The 20,223-nt window shown below is 34.5% G+C and carries 21 protein-coding genes, 1 pseudogene and 1 riboswitch; of the genes and pseudogenes, 5 read left to right on the top strand and 17 right to left on the bottom strand.

Translation table 11 applies throughout. The features are described from left to right. Positions 1 to 341 precede the first annotated feature (341 nt). Both D9842_RS07445 and D9842_RS07450 read right to left on the bottom strand, forming a co-directional pair. On the bottom strand, positions 342 to 1,334 hold the full coding sequence (locus D9842_RS07445) for a lipoate--protein ligase (protein ID WP_121661981.1): 993 nt from the start codon (positions 1,332 to 1,334) through the stop codon (positions 342 to 344). A gap of 72 nt (positions 1,335 to 1,406) precedes the next feature. Next, complete coding sequence (locus tag D9842_RS07450) at positions 1,407 to 1,748, bottom strand: avidin-fold protein (RefSeq protein ID WP_180320417.1); 342 nt, start codon at positions 1,746 to 1,748, stop codon at positions 1,407 to 1,409. Positions 1,749 to 1,863: 115 nt separating this feature from the next. Beyond that, a riboswitch (purine riboswitch) is annotated at positions 1,864 to 1,963 on the top strand. Positions 1,964 to 2,032: 69 nt separating this feature from the next. Between D9842_RS07450 and D9842_RS07455 the strand changes: the two genes are divergently transcribed. Together D9842_RS07455 and D9842_RS07460 are read left to right on the top strand one after the other, a co-directional pair. Beyond that, a complete protein-coding gene (locus D9842_RS07455) occupies positions 2,033 to 3,217 on the top strand; it encodes an MFS transporter (RefSeq protein ID WP_121661982.1) in 1,185 nt (394 codons plus the stop codon). Between the two features lie 289 nt (positions 3,218 to 3,506). Further along, positions 3,507 to 3,702: pseudogene (locus D9842_RS07460) on the top strand (hypothetical protein). A gap of 193 nt (positions 3,703 to 3,895) precedes the next feature. Here the strand turns inward: D9842_RS07460 and D9842_RS07465 are convergent. Next, positions 3,896 to 4,969: a DUF4179 domain-containing protein gene (locus D9842_RS07465; protein WP_121661983.1), complete on the bottom strand. Its 1,074-nt coding sequence runs from the start codon at positions 4,967 to 4,969 to the stop codon at positions 3,896 to 3,898. After that, positions 4,962 to 5,480 (bottom strand): sigma-70 family RNA polymerase sigma factor, encoded by a 519-nt coding sequence (locus tag D9842_RS07470; RefSeq protein WP_121661984.1) that lies wholly within the window; start codon positions 5,478 to 5,480, stop codon positions 4,962 to 4,964. The genes D9842_RS07465 and D9842_RS07470 overlap by 8 nt, the downstream gene beginning before the upstream one ends. 317 nt (positions 5,481 to 5,797) lie before the next feature. On the opposite strand from D9842_RS07470, the gene D9842_RS07475 reads away from it, so the two are divergent. Next, on the top strand, positions 5,798 to 6,688 hold the full coding sequence (locus D9842_RS07475) for an FkbM family methyltransferase (RefSeq protein WP_121661985.1): 891 nt from the start codon (positions 5,798 to 5,800) through the stop codon (positions 6,686 to 6,688). A gap of 73 nt (positions 6,689 to 6,761) precedes the next feature. Here the strand turns inward: D9842_RS07475 and D9842_RS07480 are convergent, their stop codons facing one another. The 4 genes from D9842_RS07480 to D9842_RS07495 all read right to left on the bottom strand — a co-directional run bounded on the left by D9842_RS07480 (position 6,762) and on the right by D9842_RS07495 (position 10,055). Beyond that, positions 6,762 to 7,037 carry a hypothetical protein gene (locus tag D9842_RS07480; RefSeq protein ID WP_121661986.1) on the bottom strand — a complete coding sequence of 92 codons (276 nt, stop codon included), beginning with the start codon at positions 7,035 to 7,037 and terminating at the stop codon, positions 6,762 to 6,764. 344 nt (positions 7,038 to 7,381) lie between these two features. Next, entirely contained in the window at positions 7,382 to 8,329 is a 948-nt protein-coding gene (locus tag D9842_RS07485; RefSeq protein WP_121661987.1) for an alpha/beta fold hydrolase, read from the bottom strand. Positions 8,330 to 8,424: 95 nt separating this feature from the next. After that, positions 8,425 to 9,219, bottom strand: a complete 795-nt coding sequence (locus D9842_RS07490) for a TetR/AcrR family transcriptional regulator (protein ID WP_121661988.1) — start codon at positions 9,217 to 9,219, stop codon at positions 8,425 to 8,427. A 218-nt stretch (positions 9,220 to 9,437) separates the two neighbouring features. Continuing rightward, positions 9,438 to 10,055 carry an NUDIX hydrolase gene (locus tag D9842_RS07495; protein WP_121661989.1) on the bottom strand — a complete coding sequence of 206 codons (618 nt, stop codon included), beginning with the start codon at positions 10,053 to 10,055 and terminating at the stop codon, positions 9,438 to 9,440. 221 nt (positions 10,056 to 10,276) lie between these two features. On the opposite strand from D9842_RS07495, the gene D9842_RS07500 reads away from it, so the two are divergent. After that, positions 10,277 to 11,788 carry a glycine betaine uptake BCCT transporter gene (locus D9842_RS07500; RefSeq protein ID WP_121661990.1) on the top strand — a complete coding sequence of 504 codons (1,512 nt, stop codon included), beginning with the start codon at positions 10,277 to 10,279 and terminating at the stop codon, positions 11,786 to 11,788. A gap of 88 nt (positions 11,789 to 11,876) precedes the next feature. Here the strand turns inward: D9842_RS07500 and D9842_RS07505 are convergent, their stop codons facing one another. The 6 genes from D9842_RS07505 to D9842_RS07530 all read right to left on the bottom strand — a co-directional run bounded on the left by D9842_RS07505 (position 11,877) and on the right by D9842_RS07530 (position 16,507). Further along, positions 11,877 to 12,500, bottom strand: a complete 624-nt coding sequence (locus tag D9842_RS07505) for a 4Fe-4S single cluster domain-containing protein (protein WP_121661991.1) — start codon at positions 12,498 to 12,500, stop codon at positions 11,877 to 11,879. Beyond that, positions 12,500 to 13,225 (bottom strand): ComEA family DNA-binding protein, encoded by a 726-nt coding sequence (locus tag D9842_RS07510; protein WP_121661992.1) that lies wholly within the window; start codon positions 13,223 to 13,225, stop codon positions 12,500 to 12,502. The genes D9842_RS07505 and D9842_RS07510 overlap by 1 nt, the downstream gene beginning before the upstream one ends. 3 nt (positions 13,226 to 13,228) lie before the next feature. Continuing rightward, positions 13,229 to 13,441, bottom strand: a complete 213-nt coding sequence (locus tag D9842_RS07515; RefSeq protein WP_121661993.1) for a DUF2997 domain-containing protein — start codon at positions 13,439 to 13,441, stop codon at positions 13,229 to 13,231. A gap of 4 nt (positions 13,442 to 13,445) precedes the next feature. Then, a complete protein-coding gene (locus D9842_RS07520) occupies positions 13,446 to 13,901 on the bottom strand; it encodes a hypothetical protein (RefSeq protein WP_121661994.1) in 456 nt (151 codons plus the stop codon). Positions 13,902 to 13,929: 28 nt separating this feature from the next. Beyond that, positions 13,930 to 15,579, bottom strand: coding sequence for an AAA family ATPase (locus D9842_RS07525; protein ID WP_212138219.1), 1,650 nt, complete (start codon positions 15,577 to 15,579; stop codon positions 13,930 to 13,932). A 223-nt stretch (positions 15,580 to 15,802) separates the two neighbouring features. After that, complete coding sequence (locus D9842_RS07530; protein ID WP_121661996.1) at positions 15,803 to 16,507, bottom strand: SAM-dependent methyltransferase; 705 nt, start codon at positions 16,505 to 16,507, stop codon at positions 15,803 to 15,805. 224 nt (positions 16,508 to 16,731) lie between these two features. Here D9842_RS07530 and D9842_RS07535 point away from each other — a divergent pair, with 224 nt between their 5' ends. Continuing rightward, complete coding sequence (locus D9842_RS07535; RefSeq protein ID WP_121661997.1) at positions 16,732 to 17,181, top strand: AraC family transcriptional regulator; 450 nt, start codon at positions 16,732 to 16,734, stop codon at positions 17,179 to 17,181. A gap of 166 nt (positions 17,182 to 17,347) precedes the next feature. Here D9842_RS07535 and D9842_RS07540 read toward each other — a convergent pair whose 3' ends face one another. The 3 genes from D9842_RS07540 to bioD are packed head-to-tail and all read right to left on the bottom strand — an operon-like array spanning position 17,348 to position 19,996. After that, positions 17,348 to 17,935 (bottom strand): biotin transporter BioY, encoded by a 588-nt coding sequence (locus tag D9842_RS07540; RefSeq protein WP_121661998.1) that lies wholly within the window; start codon positions 17,933 to 17,935, stop codon positions 17,348 to 17,350. A 1-nt stretch (position 17,936) separates the two neighbouring features. Then, complete coding sequence (bioA, locus tag D9842_RS07545) at positions 17,937 to 19,313, bottom strand: adenosylmethionine--8-amino-7-oxononanoate transaminase (protein WP_121661999.1); 1,377 nt, start codon at positions 19,311 to 19,313, stop codon at positions 17,937 to 17,939. Then, positions 19,310 to 19,996: a dethiobiotin synthase gene (bioD, locus tag D9842_RS07550; RefSeq protein ID WP_121662000.1), complete on the bottom strand. Its 687-nt coding sequence runs from the start codon at positions 19,994 to 19,996 to the stop codon at positions 19,310 to 19,312. Before bioD ends, bioA begins: the two co-directional genes overlap by 4 nt. Positions 19,997 to 20,223 lie beyond the last annotated feature (227 nt).

The following is a 20,223-nucleotide window of genomic DNA, read 5'->3' on the forward strand; positions in this document are numbered from 1 at the left end:
AATAGATGGTTAAATTCATACTGAAACTAGCGTAAATTTCAATATTCTTCCACTACCGTATCTTTTTTAAGTTAAACAGTAAGAAAAGCATTCGTAAATAAGGAATGCGTATGCTTTTTATCAGATAAGCAGTTTAATATCATGCGCAAGTTCCAATAAATGGTTAAATTCACACTAAAACTAGCGTGAATTTCAATATTCTTCCACTACTGTATCTTTTTTAAGTTGAAAAGTGTGAAAAGCATTCGTAAAGTAAAATCCTCCAAATAAACAAAAAACCATCAAAACAATGTACATTTTGATGGTCATTTCGTATTCCATTTTTAGCGTGTTCATTCATGTTAATAAAATAAACTAACCAAATCAGCACTTTCAATATTTCCAAAGTATTTTTTTACATCGATATGTTCAATTACTTTTTCAATTGCTTCTTTTTCATAACGTGCACCAATTAAAGCATTCTCCACTTCTTCAACATCTCCTGCGCCGAAAAAGTCTCCATAGATTTTGCAATTTTTCACGATGCCCTTTTGAACTTCAAGGCGTAAATCAATTTGTCCGACTGGAAATCTGTGTGAGTGCTGGTAGTTAAATTTCGGTGATTTTCCGTAATTCCAATCCCAGTTTTGATAACGCTCTTTTGATATTTCGTTAATCTTTTTCCAGTCTTCTTCTTTGAGATCATAGGTTAGTATTGAATCAGTTCCGTCAAATATATAGCGCAGCAAAAGCTCTCTAAATTGCTCAATTGTAATCTGTTCGTTTAGATATTCGCTAATATTGGCAACTCGACTTCTAATTGATTTAATGCCTTTTGATTCAATTTTATCTTTCCTCACTTTTAATGCAGCCACAACGCTATCAATTTCTGAATCAAATAACAATGTCCCGTGAGAAAACATTCTTCCTTTTGTTGAAAATTGAGCATTACCGGAAATCTTGCGACCGTCACTAGCAATGATATCGTTTCTTCCGCTCAATTCTGCTTTTACTCCAAGCTTTTCAAGTGCTTGTACAACAGGCTCCGTGAACTTTTTGAAGTTATGAAAACTGTCTCCATCATCCTTCGTAATAAAACTAAAATTCAGATTCCCTTCGTCATGGTAAACGGCTCCACCACCTGACAGCCTTCTAACCACATGGATATTGTTTTCTTCAACATAAGAAGTATTAATTTCCTCGATTGTATTTTGATTTTTCCCGATAATAATCGATGGTTCATTTATGTAGAACAACAGATAGGTTTCGTTTGGATCTAAATGTTTTACTGCGTATTCCTCAATTGCTAGATTTATTCTTGGGTCTGTTATTCCTTTATTATCAATAAAAAGCATGTACTTTCCTCCCTAGCTTCATTTCCTACTAGTATCGTATATTTTAATAGTGAGACGCAACTTTTAACTTAATTATAAAACCTCTTCAATAATAGATTCTCCCTCACTTTGATCTGCATCGGTCCATTTCCATCTCTCGTGTAACCTAATTCTTCCATCAGCTAAGATTTCTGGAGTTGACTTACACATGCCACCTCTAAGTTCATTATGAACATTAACGTGGTTATATCTAAATTCTAAGCTTCCATTATCATTGACTATCCCAATGAGTGTTCCTTTTACAATTTCCCCACCTTGATAGGAAGCTGAAATGATCTTTCCGTCTTGTTTATAGTTAAAAAAAGTTTCTGAAGACACCTCACCGTTAGCAGTATTGTTAACCGAAACAAATTTTTTACCATGATAATTGATCAATCTATCCCACTCCTTACCATTTTATTTTCTATGATTATACTAGCACATTTAAAGTAACGTGTTTTTTAAGACTTGAAAAAAAATAGAAAATCTAGTAAACTCATCAAAGTGGTTTAAGAACTAAATTTAATATAACTGTATAACCTCAAGAATATGGCTTGAGGGTCTCTACCAGGAACCTTAAAATCCTGATTACAGAAAAATGAATTTTTTCGTTTTCTGTAATCAGGATTTTTTTATTTTTCTGAAACTTACTCAAATTTGGAAAGGACGGTCAATAAACGATGAATTTCAGAGTGTTTATTCTTGCTTTATCAACGATTGCGGTTGGCTTAGTTGAATTAATTGTAGGTGGAATACTGCCAACGATCGCGAACGATTTTAATATATCGTTAAGTAGTGCTGGTCAACTTATTACTGTTTTTGCCCTCATTTATGCTGTTTCAGGCCCTGTTTTACTTGTGATTACGAGTAAAATGGAGCGAAAAAAGGTATATCTTGCATCATTATTTGTTTTCTTTATAGGTAATATGATGACCTATTTTAGTTATAGCTTTACGTTTATGATGGTCGCTAGGGTTCTTACGGCCATGAGTACAGCGCTTATTGTTGTGCTTTCCTTAACGATTGCGGCTAAAATTGTTGCAGCAACACATCGAGCAAAAGCCTTAGGACTGATTTATATGGGGATTAGCTCATCACTTGTTATGGGTGTGCCACTTGGAATTATGATATCCAACACATTTGGCTGGCGTTTTATTTTCCTAGCTATTGCTGTTTTATCAATAGGATCAATTATTCTTATCTCACTCTTTCTAGAGCGAATTCCTGGTGAAAGCAGCATCCCATTATCACAGCAATTAAAAGCAGTAGCCAGCATGAAGATCGGGAGTGCACATCTTGCTACCATGTTTATGCTAGCAGGACACTATACTCTTTATGCCTATTTTACGCCATTTTTAGAAACAGAGCTTCACCTGGATTATGGTATGATTAGTATTTGCTATCTATTATTTGGTATTGCAGCAGTCAGTGGTGGTGCATTCGGAGGGATTCTTTCGGATTCAATCGGTGCTAGTAAAAGCATCATCGTTGTTATTAGTTCATTTGCCATTATCTTATTTGTCCTACCTTTTTCTACTTTTTCACTTGTCCTTTTCATACCAGTTATGATGATTTGGGCAGCTTTAAGCTGGAGTTTAGCACCACCACAACAAAGTTACTTGATTCAAACTGATCCAGCGACATCTGACATACAGCAAAGCTTTAATAACTCTGCCTTACAAGTCGGTATTTCACTTGGCTCCGCATTTGGTGGAGGGGTGTTAAGTTATTCAGGTACTGTTGCACATACTGCATGGTTTGGTGGAGGCATTGTGCTGATTTCCTTACTATGTGCTGTTTTTTCTTTAACAAGAAACACGATAAATAGAGAACATTCTATGGCTATTTCTACTGCTCAAAAGTGATTTCATAATCAGCAAGGGTGCATGATTCTCTTTGAAAGAGTGCACCTGCTGGTTTGATATAGTTAAACAATGGAACTATGATCCTCCTCGTATTTTCTTCCTTTGAAATGATGAATTTTGCATTCACCTTTTTGTGATTTCATAATTAATTCCTCAAAGATTTATCATAATTAAATTATTCGATTAAGAGTTAGTCAATTTAATATAATATATGAGTCATTATTTAAATTTAGATAGATGACCAATAATTCGTCATCGATTATAATAAAGAAAAAAGGAGTGATGAAATATGAAGTGGCAGGAAGTTAGAGATTTATTTCCTAATCAATTTGTTTTAGTATCAATCCTTAATTTTCATGAAAAAGATAGTTAAAAAGATTGTAGACGAGGTTGCACCTATTCGTTCAATTCCAGATCAAGATGCTAACAAAGAGTTTTTCAAAGCAGAGCATGGAAACATTGTGTATCATACATCAAATGAATAATGCGTTATTCATATTCGTAGAGATCAATGATGTGAGTGAGACGGATTAAATGAAAATATCCTTATACTAAGTTATTTGATGAAGAATTAGGGTAGCTAGAAATAGAAATTATTATTCTATAAACCATATTTCTTAAAACTCCACTAAAATAAACGTTAATCCCTTGAATCAACGCTTATTTAATAGTTTTAGTTTATTTATTTAAAGAAACTTTCAAATCTTCCCCAATCTCCAGCACCACATTTGAGCGATCTTCAACTGGTGCAAAGATCATGTAAAAGGTACCAAGTTCGCTGTCTACTTCTCCCTTACTAAAGTTCGGATCAATTCTTTCACCTGATGCACGCAAGAAAACACCTGATTTTCCTTCAGCAACCGTATATCCAGAGCCTCGATTGATTTGCCTTGCGTTTAAGAATTGATGCTCAAGTTTACTCTTCATTTGATATTTATCACCAAATTGATCTATATAAATCATGTCAGTTCCAGTAATAACTAATCTTGTTTCTAGTTCAGAGTATTCAACTTTCTGAATGGTGTATGTTTCATTTTTATACGAGAATTCTTTGTTTAGGGCAACCGTTTCAACATCTGATATATACGATTTATCAAGTGTGAAGGCGACTGGCCATACTGTTTTCATCTTTTCCGTCTTTTGATAGGACCAGATTGTGATGTTTTCTATTTCTAAACGAATGGCTTGACCTTCATATTCTTTAATGGAATCAAATGATAATGCAGTAATTACTTTGTTTTCTTTTTTATCATAATGCCTGCTTCCCCATCCGATATTATCTAGTTCCTTTCTTTCTCCACCAGCTGTAACGACATACATTTTACTAAAGCCTTCAAAAAGATCAATCGCATAGTTTTTTAAATTTTTTGTGTCACTTTCAAATGTTACTAAAAGCTTTGTTTCTTTGTTATCTGTTATTACATTTTCAAAATGAACCGTTATATCATGTTTCTTATCAAAGTATGTTTGAGTAATGGCTTGGCCGTGTCCATCCTTTAGTACTGCTTTTAACCCTGGATCATCAATTTTTTCACTTTCAAAAATTTTATCATAAGCCTCTTTAACGGCTGCTCCTACAGGTGTAAATGATAATCCCGCTATTCCTATTAAAATTGCTGCTGCAGCTAATGAACGCTTTACAATACTTTTCCCTTTTTGCTCTTGCTTCACTTGTTTTACACCAAGCTTAGTTCGTTCATGTAAGTTCTTTGGAATCTTTATTTTTTCGATCTCATGCTTGATATTACTCATAAAAGTCAGCCTCCTTGAATTCTTTACGAAGTTTTGCAAGTGCACGATATAGCACAGATTTCACCGAACCTAATGGCATGTCTACGAGCTCTGAAATTTCTTTAAACGAATATCCTTCATAAAACTTAAGCAACACAATACTTCTTTCATGCTCATTCAGCTGCTCTAGTAATTCCTCCAATGTGATCGAAAGCGGAACATCTTCTTCCTCTAACCCAATCCTTTCTTGATACTCAGGTTTCAAGTGAACTACCTTTTTATTTTTACGCATTAAATCCAATGAACAAGTTATAGCAATGCGTATTAACCATGTTTTGAAGTACTCTGGACTTTTCAGAGTGTTGATCTTTTTGAATGATCGATAAGCAACTTCCTGCACAACATCCAAAGCATCGCTCTCATTTTTTACATATACATAGGCCATTCGGTAAATATCTTCTTCATATTGCTGAAAAAGCTTTAAAAACGCTTTATCATTACCCTTTTGAGCCTTGTGAACCAACCTAATCATCAAGATTCATCCTCTTTCCTTTTATTTCGTATATCTATTAGACACATTAAAATGTGATTTGGCTTAACTTTTTGAAAATATTTTTAAAAATCCTTTTAATTTTAAAGTAAGAACCTTCTTCATTATGCACTATTGGAATAATGACTGGAGACAAAAGTTATACTATCAAATTTGTTTCACTATGACAAAAAGCCGCATAAAACGTTCCTTTTCTACTTAATCTTAATAATCTTTAGTTCCAAATTTACAATACATTAAAATTCATTTTATATGATTAAGAGAATAGCTGATTAGATGAATTTAGGGAGGATCATGTTGTGGAATTGTTGCCAAAGCCATTATTTATGAAGTTCTTAGATAAGTACCCAAAAACGTGGAAATATTTAATCAATGTTGGGCTTCTGATCAAATACAAAACCATTCATCGAGATCGAATTCCCAATAAAATTGCTTTAAGCACGGAAAATTCGTTGTATATTAATTCCGCTGAAAATAGAGGACGAGCGTTATTATTAAAAAACGGTGAAACTCAAACTAGATTAACTAGCTTTTGGAAAGAAGCTGTTGTGAATTTCAAACCAACCATTGTGTTAGATGTTGGAGTTAATTATGGAGAGTGTATTTTCTCAACAAATTATGATAAAGAAGTGAAAATATATGGATTTGAAGCAAACGAGAGGTTAATTCCCTTTATTGAGTGTTCTAGGGATGAGCATAAAAACAAGGATCAAATAAAGATCATTCATGCCCTTGCTTCAGATCAAACTAAACCAAAACAATCCTTTTATGTTAATTCGATGTGGTCAGGAACATCTTCAGGTGTAACAAGGAAAATGAATAAAGCCATTGAAAGACAAACGATCGACTCAATAAAGGTCGACTCCCTATTCACTGATCATGAACTACTTCAGGAACGTGTATTATTTAAAGTAGATGTTGAAGGCTTTGAAGCATTTGTGTTAAATGGCATGGAGCGCCTTATACAAGAAAGCAAATCCTGTCTTGGGTTTATCGAATTCGATAGCCACTATATTCGAAAGTCAGGCACAGATATTGAGGATTTTTTATTATTTTTAGAGAAGCATTTTGAGATTTATTACTATACCAGTGAAGATCAGTTGATAAAGATGGATAGAGTTTTAATTGAAAATTTTAAGGACATGTTGGGGACAAAAGAGTATCATACGGATTTGGTATTAATGAGGTAAGGTAAGAAAGACATGGAAACACCCAAAGACAAGTTAAATCCTTGTGTTTGGGTGTTTTTTCAGTTAGCGGCTCCTATCCAAAATAGATCCATAAACCTAACAAACCAATGGCAAGAATCAAAATGCCAATAAGTATTAGTAACACCTTGGTTAAGATAAAGGACTTGTTTAAGAGCTTATGAAGGAGCTTGATGTCCCATAGTACCCATGAGTAAAACTTGTCATGGTTAATCCAATCATCTTTCTGCCACTCTTTTCTATGGGTTTCCGGTTTGTAATGTAAGATTGCTGAAATGATGATTAAAATGCCAGCTAATGAAAAAAGTATTCCAATTAATAGATTTATCATCGGATTCCCCTATTCTTATTACAAATATAGGTTAATTTCTTGCTTCGTAGTTACATTTTTTAAAAGAAATAGTATAAACCTGTATTAATATAGCCTCTTTATGGCCAAAAAAAGACCAGCTTTTACTGTTTGACAATGTTTATCTGCGATTTCTGGTGTTTTATCTTCGATTCTGAAGGGTTTATCTTCGATTATCGAGTTTTATCTTCGATTTTTCGAAGTTTATCTCCGATTCCACAAAGTTCTATATTTTTCCAAATCCTAAGCCATATTTTCTGCTTAAAATCTATAATGGTAAGCTTTGACATTTAATCCAAGAAGTGAAAAGCAACCAGATTTCATCATCATTTAGTAATTAATAATTCCAATTCTCCAATTGCTTTTATCACCTCTTCTGGGTGATTTTCAGGAATCATATGAGCAACGTTTGGTAACGTAATAAGTTTAGAATTGGGTAAATCAGCTTCTAATCTTCTGCCCATTTCTAGTGTACCAAACGGGTCGTTCTCACCAACTAGTATAATCGTGGGGGTTTCAATTTCAGGGTAGTGTCTACTTACGATTTTAGATGTTTCAGGAAAAGCTAAAATATCTTCTCTATTTGCTTTAAATTGATTGGGTCTTCCCCATAATGCTATAAGTTTTTCTTGATAGCCTTCTGGTATATTTTCAGGAGCAAATGTAGCTTCAGTTGTAGTTTTCCCCATTGAAGTGCCAAGTGGTGTAGCCAATAAAGTATTCATGATTAAATCACCAATTACTGGGGTTGTAATAACTTTTGATAACAGATCTCCATTTTCTGCTGGATATCCCTCTTTATACATCGCACCTCCCAAGGTAATTAAACCTGAGACATGCTCTGGATATTGAAAGGCATATGACATTGTCATCGTTCCACTCCATGAATGACCAACTAAAATAATCGGTTCTTGTATTTTTAATTTCTTTAGTGCTTGGTGAATAAGATTTGCTTGAGTAATAGGGGTTACTTCTTTTCCTTTTGGTCTTTCACTATGTCCATAACCTGGTCGATCAAATGCAATTGCATGGTACCCTTTAGTTGCGGCAAGTTCAATTACTTCCGAAAAATCCTCGCTAGATAAAACACCTCCATGCAAAAAAACGATTGGTTTACCAGTTCCTCTGTTTATATAGTGGAGTTTTATGCCATCCACTTCTACAAAATTCCCCTTTGGTGGATACTTGCTTTCCATCCTATGAAACTGAATTTGGTTGTATAAAAATAAAGTCATAACTAACAAAAAAGAACTTCCCAATACTAGTAGAACCATTTTTTTCCTCCCCTTCTTAATCAACGATTACACCTCCAGAAATGTAACAAACGCATACTCTAAAGTATGTTATATTCGTAAAAAAACCCGATTTCTCACGGGTATAAGTCTGGCTTAATTCCGTCCCAAATTAATTTTGATACATCATCAACGATATTTGTTAAGGAAACACTACTAGGTGATATAATCCGCATAAGGACTAAGCCATTAATTAATGCATGTAAAGCAATAGATAAGGATGTTGAATCTATATTTTTAGTGAGTAGATTCTTTTGTTTTAGCTCTTCAAGGATATTTGAAGTTACATGGAACAAATGTTTAAAAGAATGATCTAATTGATCTTTAATCCCCGATTCCCGGCGATTAGATATAAATTCAAAAAACAATAAGGGCTGTTTATTCTTTTCGTCGTCTAAACAGTCATTAAACTGCATAAGCAATAGATTTTTCATTGCTTCTTTAGGCTCAACAGAATGAAAAACGGCGTGTAAGCTCTCGGGTAACCCATTTAATAATTGTTTTAGGCTCTTATTTGTTAACTCGTAGAATAGATTAGCCTTACTAGAAAAGTGCCAGTATACAGCTCCCTTTGTCATGCCAGCATGTTCTACCACTTGATCCAAGGTAGCTCCCTCATACCCATGCTTCGCAAAAATGACGCTTGCTGATTCTAATATTTTGGTACGAGTATCCTGATGCGTTATACCATTACGATCTAAATTATCATTCATTAGTACCTTTTTCATTTCGTCTTTGCTTCCAAAATATCGTTTCACTGTTGTCCAATGTACATCGGCTGCATCGGCTATTTTGGCAAACGTTATTTTATCAACCGGATATTGCATAGCTAAATCGTATGAAGCTTTTATGATTCTGTCTTGCGAGTTCAAATAACCTCCCCTTTCCCAATATAACAAAAATATACTCAATAGTACGCTTTTATTATATTTATTAATTCCAAAAGATGTCAACTGTATTTTTAAAAGGTTGAAAAAGAAGTTAGCTACTGATTATCTCCATACTATTTATGGTTAGAAAAGATAATAAGGGAAACCTATAATAACTCAGGTTTCCCTTTTTATCTTTTCACCTTACGGCTTACGTTGACTCAATCAAAAGCAGCAGGTTCTTGTGAATGATACAGATGTTTAAAGGCCAATTGAATTTGTGATTTTGTGATTCGTTCCTCCGAAAGTTGAGGCAGTTGATCCTTAGCAAAAAATTCCACAGCACTTGTTTCTATTCCTTCTTTTGCTTGTCCACCAATGATTTCACATAGTATGAAGATTTTATAGACGTGATATGGTGATGGAGGATGTGGGTGACATTTCTTATCGAGAATACCAATTAGCTTGACTGCTTTCACATCAAATCCAGATTCTTCTTTTACTTCTTTTACGACAACCTCGCTTGGTGATAAGCCTATATCACCCCAACCACCTGGTAATGACCAACCTCCATCTGTATTTTCTTTTACCATTAAAATTTTATGATCTTTGAAAACAACACCTCTTATGTCTACTTTGGGAGTAGCATAACCTGTTTCATTAGCAAATAGGTGTTTTATCATCTCTTGATCTACATCAGTATGCTGTGACAGGATTTCAATGCTGATTTTTCTTATTAATTCAAACCTCTCTAAGTCATAAATATCTTTTGAATATGTTAAACCTGCCTGTGATATTGCTTGTAGCTGTTTAGCCCATTCAAGCCATTTGGGTTCCATAAAACCACCTCCAACTGAAGTAATTCTTCATGTGACGGTAATTATCCTTTCATTACAAGGACGAATTCCTTATGAGTGAACCACTCTTTTACTCACCCTATTACTCATAAAGCTTAGGAGCTTTATCTTTTTGTGTCCAATATTTAGATCATTCCTACATTAAACAAGGGAAAAAGGTAGATACTAGAAGATGTCGTTAACACATGTGGGAGGGTACTTTGATGAAGCAACGTTATATCGTATTTTACATTTCTCTAGTTGTTCTTTCTTTGGTTGTTATTGCTGGTGTTATTATTCCTAATCAATTAGAACAAATTACGTCGAATATTCAGGGTTTCTTTTCTGATGCATTTGGATGGTATTATCTAATACTAGTCACGATCGTTCTTGTTATCTGTCTATATTTACTTATTTCACCAGTTGGACGAATTAAGCTTGGTAACCAAGATGAAAAGCCTGAGTTTTCTACTCCCACCTGGATTGCCATGTTGTTTAGTGCCGGTATGGGGATCGGGCTTGTGTTTTATGGAACATCAGAACCCATTAGCCATTATGCGATAAGTTCTCCTACTGGTGAAGTTGGGACAAATCAAGCCATTAAAGATGCTCTTCGTTTTACTTTTTTTCATTGGGGTATCCATGCTTGGAGCATATATGCCATAGTTGCACTATCCATTGCTTATTTTCATTTTAGACACAAGAAATTGAGTTTAATAAGTGCAACTTTAGAGCCCATTTTCGGTGAAAAGATAAACGGTAAAACAGGAAAAGCTATTGACACCTTTGCTGTCTTGGCAACTGTTCTTGGTGTGGCGGCCTCACTTGGATTCGGAGCGGTACAAATTAATGGTGGCTTGGCTTATCTTTTTCAAGTACCTAAAACGGTTGGGGTACAATTTTTAATTATTGCTATTGTTACGGTTCTCTTTTTAGTTTCTGCAATGTCTGGTTTAGGTAAGGGAATCAAAATATTAAGTAACACAAATATGATTTTAGCCGCTACTCTATTGCTACTCATGTTTATCTTCGGTCCAACGTTATTTATCTTGAACTTGCTTACTGATACGATTGGGACCTATATTCAAACATTACCACAAATGAGCTTTAGAATTGCCCCATTAAACGAGGATATTCGTGGATGGATTAATGGGTGGACCATTTTTTATTGGTCCTGGTGGATTGCATGGTCACCTTTTGTAGGAGTCTTTATTGCCCGAGTTTCAAGAGGAAGGAGTATTAGGGAATTTGTTTTCTATGTACTGCTAGTACCTACAATCATTGTTTTTGTCTGGTTCTCAGTTTTTGGAGGATCTGCTATTGCACTTGAACATAATGGAATTGCACAAATATCGAGTTTATCTGCCGAAGAATCGTTATTTGGAGTTTTTTCTAATTATCCATTTTCACTAGTTACATCCTTTACAGCCATGGTGCTTATTGGGTCATTTTTCATTACTTCTGCCGATTCAGGGACTTATGTGCTAGGAATGATGACAACAAATGGTTCACACTCACCTGGAAAAAAGGTGAAATTTACATGGGGAATCTTACTTTCTGCCATTGCACTTGCGCTTTTATATACAGGAGGTCTTCAAGCATTACAAAATATGATGATCATCGCCGCTTTACCATTTTCAATTATTATCGCTTTGATGGCCATCAGCTTATTGAAGGCTTTAAGTGAAGAAGCGAAACAGCTTGGTATAGGTAGGATAAAAAAGAGGAAGGCTTAACTAACAAACGACATAGTATCTGCTGCTATGTCGTTTGTATTCTTTTTATATTGGTTAAGCATACATTTATGCTTTAAAATCAAATTCTTTATTTCGTTACCTTAATATTTTTAAACTCATTCCGGTTAAATAACTCATTTAGTGTTTGCTGTGTTGCCATTCCATTTATAGAAACAAATCCATCGTTACTTATACGAACTTCAATTTTATTTTCTATTGTGTGTAATTGATCTTCAAGATGTTTATAGGAAGTTGTTAAGAAGTGATACCTTTGATTGGACGAACCTACCCATGGACGACTTAAATCTAACTGATCCTTTATAAATGGTCCGTCAATCAATAAATCTGTTGAGGTAAGCAAGTCTTGGCATTCTTTCCTTATTTGTAGATTTTCATATAGGTAACCCGAAAACGTCATCACCGTTAACCCTAGTTCCTTTACCTTTTGTGCAAGCTTTCCTAGTGGTTCCGCCTGATCAAAAGGTTCCCCACCAAGAAATGTTACACCCTCAATATTATTTTCTAGTTTACTTTTCTTAATTTCCAGAAAAAGTTCTTCAACAGTTATTGTTGTCCCGTTCTTCTTAGACCATGTCCAAGGAACGCCACATCCTTCACAATGGATAGAACAGCCTTGTACCCATAAACAAAACCTTTTTCCTGGTCCCTCGACAGTTGTTAATGGCAAAAAACGGTGAATGATTAGTTTCATTAGAAATCAACTATTCTACCTTCTGATTTTTTTGCTGGTTGTATACTATGGGTTTCGGGAAACTTCAAGTGTGGTTTAATTTTTTCAATAAGATGTGGTTTAACTGATAGAACTTCAACAAAATGATCAAATGATTGAAATCCGTTTTCTTGGCTTCTTACCAATACTACTTTTTTAGCATAAATAGTGCCTATTCCAGGTACTTTTGCAATTTCTTGTTCAGACGCAGTGTTAATATCTACAATTTGAATTTTTGAGGAAGTTTCTTTATTTACCATTTTTTGTTGTTCATGAAGAACAGTAGAATTTGTGTTGTCCCTTTTTTCACTAGCTGTTGTTGTCCCATATTCTTGTGCAATTTTTTGTTTAAGGGATTCAATTTCTTTTGCTTTATGCCCAGAGGAGATTTTTGCTTCAAGTCTTAATAAATACTCTGGTCTTATTTTAAATACATGAACAATGGAAGCAATCCATCCTAATAGATAAGCACCTAATGTTACATCATAAACCCAATGTTCAGTTGGAAACGATTCTGATACAACCATAACTAATATAAATAAAATTGAATAAATAATGCCCGCAATAAACCATTTTCTCTGTTTTACTTTATAAGAAATATAATAGAATGAAATATAGTTCAATGCTCCAAACGTTAGGATTGCCCATAACATCCAGATTGAGTGTCTAAATTCCCACCCTTTCCCTTTTTCGGTAATTTGAGCCATCCATTATTCCCCCTTTAAAATCTGCTTATTTTGGTAAATTGTTTGTATATCAGCTTCATAGTATTCCTGAGTAAAACCTGAATCAATTGATTCTGCATCAAGTAATTCTTCAAGAAGTTCAATATATTGAAGACATTCTTTCCCTTTAATTCCAACTGTCTCTGCAAAGATATTGCCATCTTCAGTTATTTTTATTTTAATCTGTTTATCTTCCATATTCTCACCTACCAATTGTGTTTACATTAAAGGTTAGTAAGATTGAGCGATCTTGCTGAACTTCTTCTGATTCTAGCTCTAACCCTTTTTGACTAGCTTGCTGTATTAGTTTCTTGTATGTTTCTTGCTGAATCAAGTACTTATATTCTGAGTGTAAGTTTTCGAGAAATTCCAGCGCATCTTGTTGTTCTACACTTTCATCAAATACAGCTTCAAAAATATCGTGTTCGTTTTGTTGAAAATAAATCTTAATATCTCCTATCTCAGTTTGATAGTTTTGTTGATTTATTTCATGTACATTGCACCCATATTGTTCAATGGCCTTCTGTAATAAATGTTGACGTTTCATAACTGTTTGGATTTTATATGTATTCCCACCTTGCTTGTGTTTCTCAATCATAGAACCGACAGATTGGGCAACAGCAATTCCTACAGGTATGAGTACTAATTCGATACTCACCTTACCATCTACCTTTCATTTGAACTTATTAAAAGTCAATCGTGCGTCCACCACGTGATTTTTTAATATCATGATTATCGTTAATAGTAACACTCTCGTCATTTTCCTGGTATTCTGCTCGATCTTCCTGTGGTGTTGCGGCTACTGCTCTTACATTAGCCCAATCACGAATTCTTTTAATTTGCTCTGCCTGGGTAACTGATAATGGGACAATTTGCTTAGATGTTTTTTCAAAATCAGCAAAAACCACACTTCTTTCATCGTAAAATGCTTCAAATAGACCATTAATCACGACTTGTTCAATCTCTGCACCAACAAACCCCTCAGTTAATTCTGCAAGTTGATTCAAAGTCTCTTCAGTTATTTCAAAGTTACCAGAAACAGTTGGTTCCTTTAATCTTTTTTTTAAGTGCAATCTAAAAATCTCAACTCTCTCTCGATGAGTTGGCAAATCTACGAAGAAAATTTCATCAAATCTTCCTTTACGTAGCATTTCTGGTGGCAAGCTCGCAATATTATTAGCTGTTGCGATGACGAATACAGGCTTTTCCTTTTCTTGCATCCATGTTAAAAAATGACCAAAAATACGGGAAGTCGTTCCACTATCCCCAGATGAACTTAATCCACTGAAACCTTTTTCGATCTCATCAATCCATAAAATAGAAGGCGCAATTGCCTCAGCAGTTTTTATAGCTTTTCGCATATTCTCTTCACTACTTCCAACAATGCCGCTAAATATTTTTCCAATATCTAGTCTTAACAGCGGAAGTTGCCACATTTCACTAATGGATTTACTAATTAAACTCTTTCCACACCCAGGTACACCTGTAATCAGCACACCTTTTGGAGAAGGCAAGCCATAAATTTGTGCGGACTCCATCCAAGATTTATTTCTCTTTCGAAGCCACCGCTTTAAATTTTCAAGTCCTCCAACGTCTTTCATGTCTAAACTGCTATTAACAAATTCAAGAATGCCCGTTTTTTTAATTATCTGCTCTTTTTCTTCCAAAATAACATCTACATCATCAATTGATAGCTTTCCATCTTCTACCATCGCTCTAGCAAAAGCATTTTCAGCCTCAGATAATGTAAGTCCCAATGCTGCTTTTACCAATTTTTCTTTTTCGTCATCATTTAAATTAATTTCAATACGTCCACTCGTTTTATTCACTTCAATCATTTCATCCAAACTTTGCTTAATTTCTTTAAAAGTAGGTAAGTCAAAGTCAACAATTGTAATATCTTTTTCAAGATCAAGTGGCAACCTTAATACAGGAGAAAGAAAAACAACGTTTTTGGGATTAGGACTCTGTTTTAAACTCGAGCATATATCTCTTAACTTACGTATGATTTGATAATCTGGAAGACGTCCTTCGTCTCCAAAATAAATATGAAAGTCTTGTAAAACAAATATAGCTGGTTCTGAATAATTCTCGATATATTCCAATGCCTTTAGAGCAGATTTAGTATCTGCTTTTTGAGTTTCTTCCTCCCCAGAAAACCCTTTTGTTACTTTCCACGTAATGACTTTTCTCTGCGTTTTAATTAATTCCCGATCAGAAGCAATTGAATGAATTAACGAAAGCGCCCTGTCCTCTTCCCATGTTGATAAATACAGAAAAGGAAAACGCGCTTTGAATAAATTGGCTATTAATCTCTTTTTATCCGTTTTTTTCACTACGATGAATCCTCCCACTATTCGCTGCTAAATAACTAGTTCCTTTTTCTCTAATCTTCCAATAATATTATATAAAATACTGTAAAAAAAGACCATCTTTAAAATAGATACATATTTTTTCTAGTCTTTTTAATCTACTAATTTGGATAAAACAAAGTGTTCTTCTACAAAAAATTTGAAGCAAATTAAAAAAGACAACGTTTATCACGTTGTCCTGTCTTTATTAACCCTTTTTGATTATTAACATCGCATTCGCATTTGTCATAAATTCATATGAAACATTCACTTCTTCAACCCTACAGCCATTCATAGCTAAGTACTCTTTTATCTTTTCTAAATGCTCATATCTTTTCCCTTCTAAATCAACTAAAGGGAAAATACGAACTTCCTCTCTTGTTACCCTTAGTAACTCATTTAGTGTTTCGATGTGGAACTGATACCCTAAGCGGTCTCCATACATAAATAGAAAATGAGCAGAAAGTGTCATATCAAATTGTTCTGTATCAAATGGCAACGAAGGTAAAGTAGCAGGAATATATCTTTCCTCCGATTTACTCATATCAAGAGCACAATCTTGTAGAGCTCTAATACGATGGTTTCTAAGCTGTTCTATACTCTTAAAATAATTCCATTTAAACTTATTTTTCGCTTTTTGGATACTTTCCATTGCATGTTCAACATCTTGTAGGCCTTTATTTTTAAGGTCTTCAAAGGAATGATCATACGCAATATCACAGGCTGTAACGTCTAAACCAGCTTTGTTACCTCCTGCAGTAAATGAACAAGCCCCTGCTGGACAATCGAGTATTTTCTTTCCTTTAAGCTCTTCTTCTGAAAGAGAAAACATATCCAAATACTCTTCAAAAGTTCTTCCAATAAAAATAATACGCTCTAAATCTAATTTTGTACTCTGCTCAACTTTACTCAACTACACTCACCTCTTGTCAAAGATTAGTGTTATATTAACACGATTAATTGGAAATGTTAACCTTTTTTTAACCTCAAAATTATCCTCATTTGTTTGACACAGTTTTCTATTATTTTGCATTTTCATGTAATTCTTAAATAATTTTAAAAATTCAATTGAATAACATTTTATATCATATTACTGTAAAAATGTACCAAAAAAAGTGTGAAGGGAAGAAAACGTTTATGAAAAGTAAAATCGAAACACTTCCAACATATCGAGTAGCTTATCTTCGACGAGTTGGACCTTATGGATCTGCAAATTATGAAGTGATGGAGAAATTAAAAGCATGGGCTAAAGAGAAAAAACTTCTTGATTCGGCAACAATTTTTGCCATTCCACAAGACAACCCTGAAACAACAGTTCCTGAGAACTGTAGATTTGATGCTTGCATTGTGGTTTCAGAGGAATTTCAACTAGATGATACAATTATGGAAAATGAACTACCGGGTGGAAGATACCTCGTTTACAAAGTGGAACATACCGCAGAAGAAATTCAAAAAGCATATAAGGAGATATTTTCATCCCTACAAAGCAATGGATATCAATTTGACAACAAACCAATTATGGAGAGATATGTAGGTGATATGACCTCTAATCCTTATTGTGAAATTTGTGTACCTTTGAAACAGTAGTTTCCTGCTAAGAAAAGAACAAGCTGCTACATCAGAAATAGCAACTTGTTCTTCTTTTATAGATATAATCATCAATTTCCCCCTGCTAGCGTATATGCAAAACTATGATTGATAGCTTTACTGATAGTGACCAACTAATTTTTTTTCGTTCCTGATTTCGAATTTATCACATCGAACTTTCCTTTTGAATCGGATATTTTCTGTTTCCCATCGATTGAAAGGCTTTATATAATCGAATCGCAAGAAATCCTGCAATAATAGAGATAACAAGATCTCCAGCTATACTATAGACAAAACCAATCATTACAGCATGTGCGAAGCTGCTTTCAATACCCATCCATGTATTTAAGGCTATATATAAATAAATGACACCAAAAAAATAAACAACGGCTAAGCCAGCAAAATTTGCGATAATAAAATGCAAGATTTTAGGGTTTGACACTCGCTCTACAGTTGCTCCAACAACATAAGCACCTGCCATAAATCCGATTAAATAGCCAAATGTGGGTTGTAATACATACCCAATTCCTCCCCCTTGAGTAAAAACAGGTAATCCAGCTAAGCCAATCGCTACATAAATCAACTGACTCTGAAATCCTTTTTTACTGCCTAGCAAACTACCAGCTAAAAAGACAAATAACACCTGTAGAGTGAACGGAACATACGGCAATGGAATCTTGATAAAAGCACCTATCGCTGAAAGTGAAGCAAATAAAGACACGGTTACCAATGATACAGTTGAGCTCTTTTTCATTTTAAAAGCACCTCGTCATTACACTACTGTTTTCAAAAAAACTTTGTATGCTGTCACTTGCTACTTGAATCATTTTGTCTATTTCTTCTTTCTCGATCACGTATGGTGGCATGAAATAAAGAACATTTCCAAGTGGTCTTAATAACAAGCCTTTCTCTAAAGCAATTCGATAGATTTGATACCCCACTCGTTCTTTGCTTGGAAAGGGCTCTTTTGTCTCCTTATCTCTGACTAACTCAATAGCACCGACCATACCAATTTGTCTATATTCACCAACATACGGTAAATCTGAAAACTCTTGAGATGCTTTTTCCCGCATATAGATACTCTTTACTTGGTTTTCCTTAATGATATTTTCTTCCTCAAAGATGTTTAAAACCTCAAGGGCTACCCTGCAGGCTAATGGATTTCCTGTATAGCTGTGAGAATGTAAAAAAGCTTTCATACTTGCGTAATCATCATAAAAAGCCTCGTACACATCATCTGTGGTCATCACAACAGATAATGGCAAATATCCACCAGTTAACCCCTTTGATAAACACATGAAGTCTGGTGTAATGCCGGCTTGTTCACAAGCAAACAAAGTTCCTGTTCGGCCAAATCCAACTGCTACTTCATCAGCAATTAAATGAACATCATATTGTAAACATAACTTTTTTAATCTTTTTAAATAGGAATGTGGATACATTTTCATTCCTGCAGCTGCTTGAATTAAAGGCTCTATAATGATCGCTGTAATTTCTTCAGCATGCTTCTCTAGCTGCTCTTCAACAAACGAGATACATGGGGTGTCGCAATGATTTGGTGTTTGATTAAATGGACATCGATAACAATCCGGTCCTTGTGCTCTGACTGTGTTTAGTAAAAGAGGTTGAAAGACTTCGTTATACAAGCCCACCCCTCCTACTGATAGTGCTCCAAGTGTTTCTCCATGATAGGCATCTGTTAAGGAAAGGAATCGTTTTTTATTTGGTTTATTTTTTTGCATATGATACTGAAAGCTCATTTTTAATGCTACTTCAATGGCTGATGAACCGTTATCAGCAAAAAAGACTTTGTTCAAGCCTTTTGGTGTGTATTTCACTAATTTTTCAGCAAGTAGAATAGCAGGTTCATGCGTAAAGTTTGCAAAAATAACATGTTCAAGTTCAAAAGCCTGCTGCGATAAAGCCTGACTAATTCTTTGATTTGAATGCCCGAATAAATTTACCCACCATGATGAAACCACATCCATGTACTGTTTTCCATTTTCATCGTATAAATAAATTCCATCCCCCTTTTTAATCACAATCGGAGGAAACTCTTCATAGTCCTTCATTTGTGAGCATGGGTGCCAGATATGATTTACATCTCTTTTTTGTAAGTTTGAAGAATTCATAGGCTAGCCACCCTTTCAAATAGTTCATCGATGTTGTTGATTTCTAATTCTTTAAGGTCAGTAAGATTTTTTAATTGCGGCATAATCATAGACGGTATACTCGTCATTTTATGAATCGTTCGGATATTCTCAATCTCAAGTTCGGTGTTAGTAAACTGGTTAAAGATCACTCCTTTAATTGGTATGTTTCTATTAGTAAGTGACTCGATAGAAAGTAACGTATGATTGATTGTACCTAACGAGCTTCTCGCAACTAATATAACGGGTAACCGCGATTCTTCAATGAGTTTGAGAAAATGAAAGTTTTCATTTAGCGGAACAAATAAGCCACCTGCTCCTTCACAAATAACATACTGATAAAGAGCTTTCATTTTATCAATATGTTGTAATATGACACCCTCATCAATAAGTGCATTCTCGAGCCTTGCTGCATAATGAGGAGAAGCCGGCTCTTTAAAAGAATATGTATTTAAATGTTCTTTCACTAGGGGAACCCTGCTGTAAGTTTGATAGAATTCAGTGTCAGCATAATATGAACGGGATTTTTCCTGAACAAGGCCTGTTTGAACAGGCTTGTAAGCTAGTGTTTTCCCCTTTTTTTGAAAATATCGTAATAAAAAAGTAGTTACAACTGTTTTTCCAACGTCAGTATCAGTCCCTACAACCCAAAAGTGATTTGCCATCGATACCCCTCCATATGTTAACCTATAATATTTTTAGGTTAACATATATTTAGAGTTTTTTGGTATACCTATTTTAAGTTTTAGGAAAATAATCCTTTATAGTAATAAATAACCTTATTCTTCTAACTCAGAACTACAGTATTCAACATAACAAATATTATGTTAACCACTCATTCCCCACACTACGATGTATCCACTATCTCCATTACCCCAATTCTTTTTCAATA

The organism is Metabacillus litoralis (assembly GCF_003667825.1).
Taxonomy (GTDB): Bacteria; Bacillota; Bacilli; order Bacillales; family Bacillaceae; genus Metabacillus; species Metabacillus litoralis_B.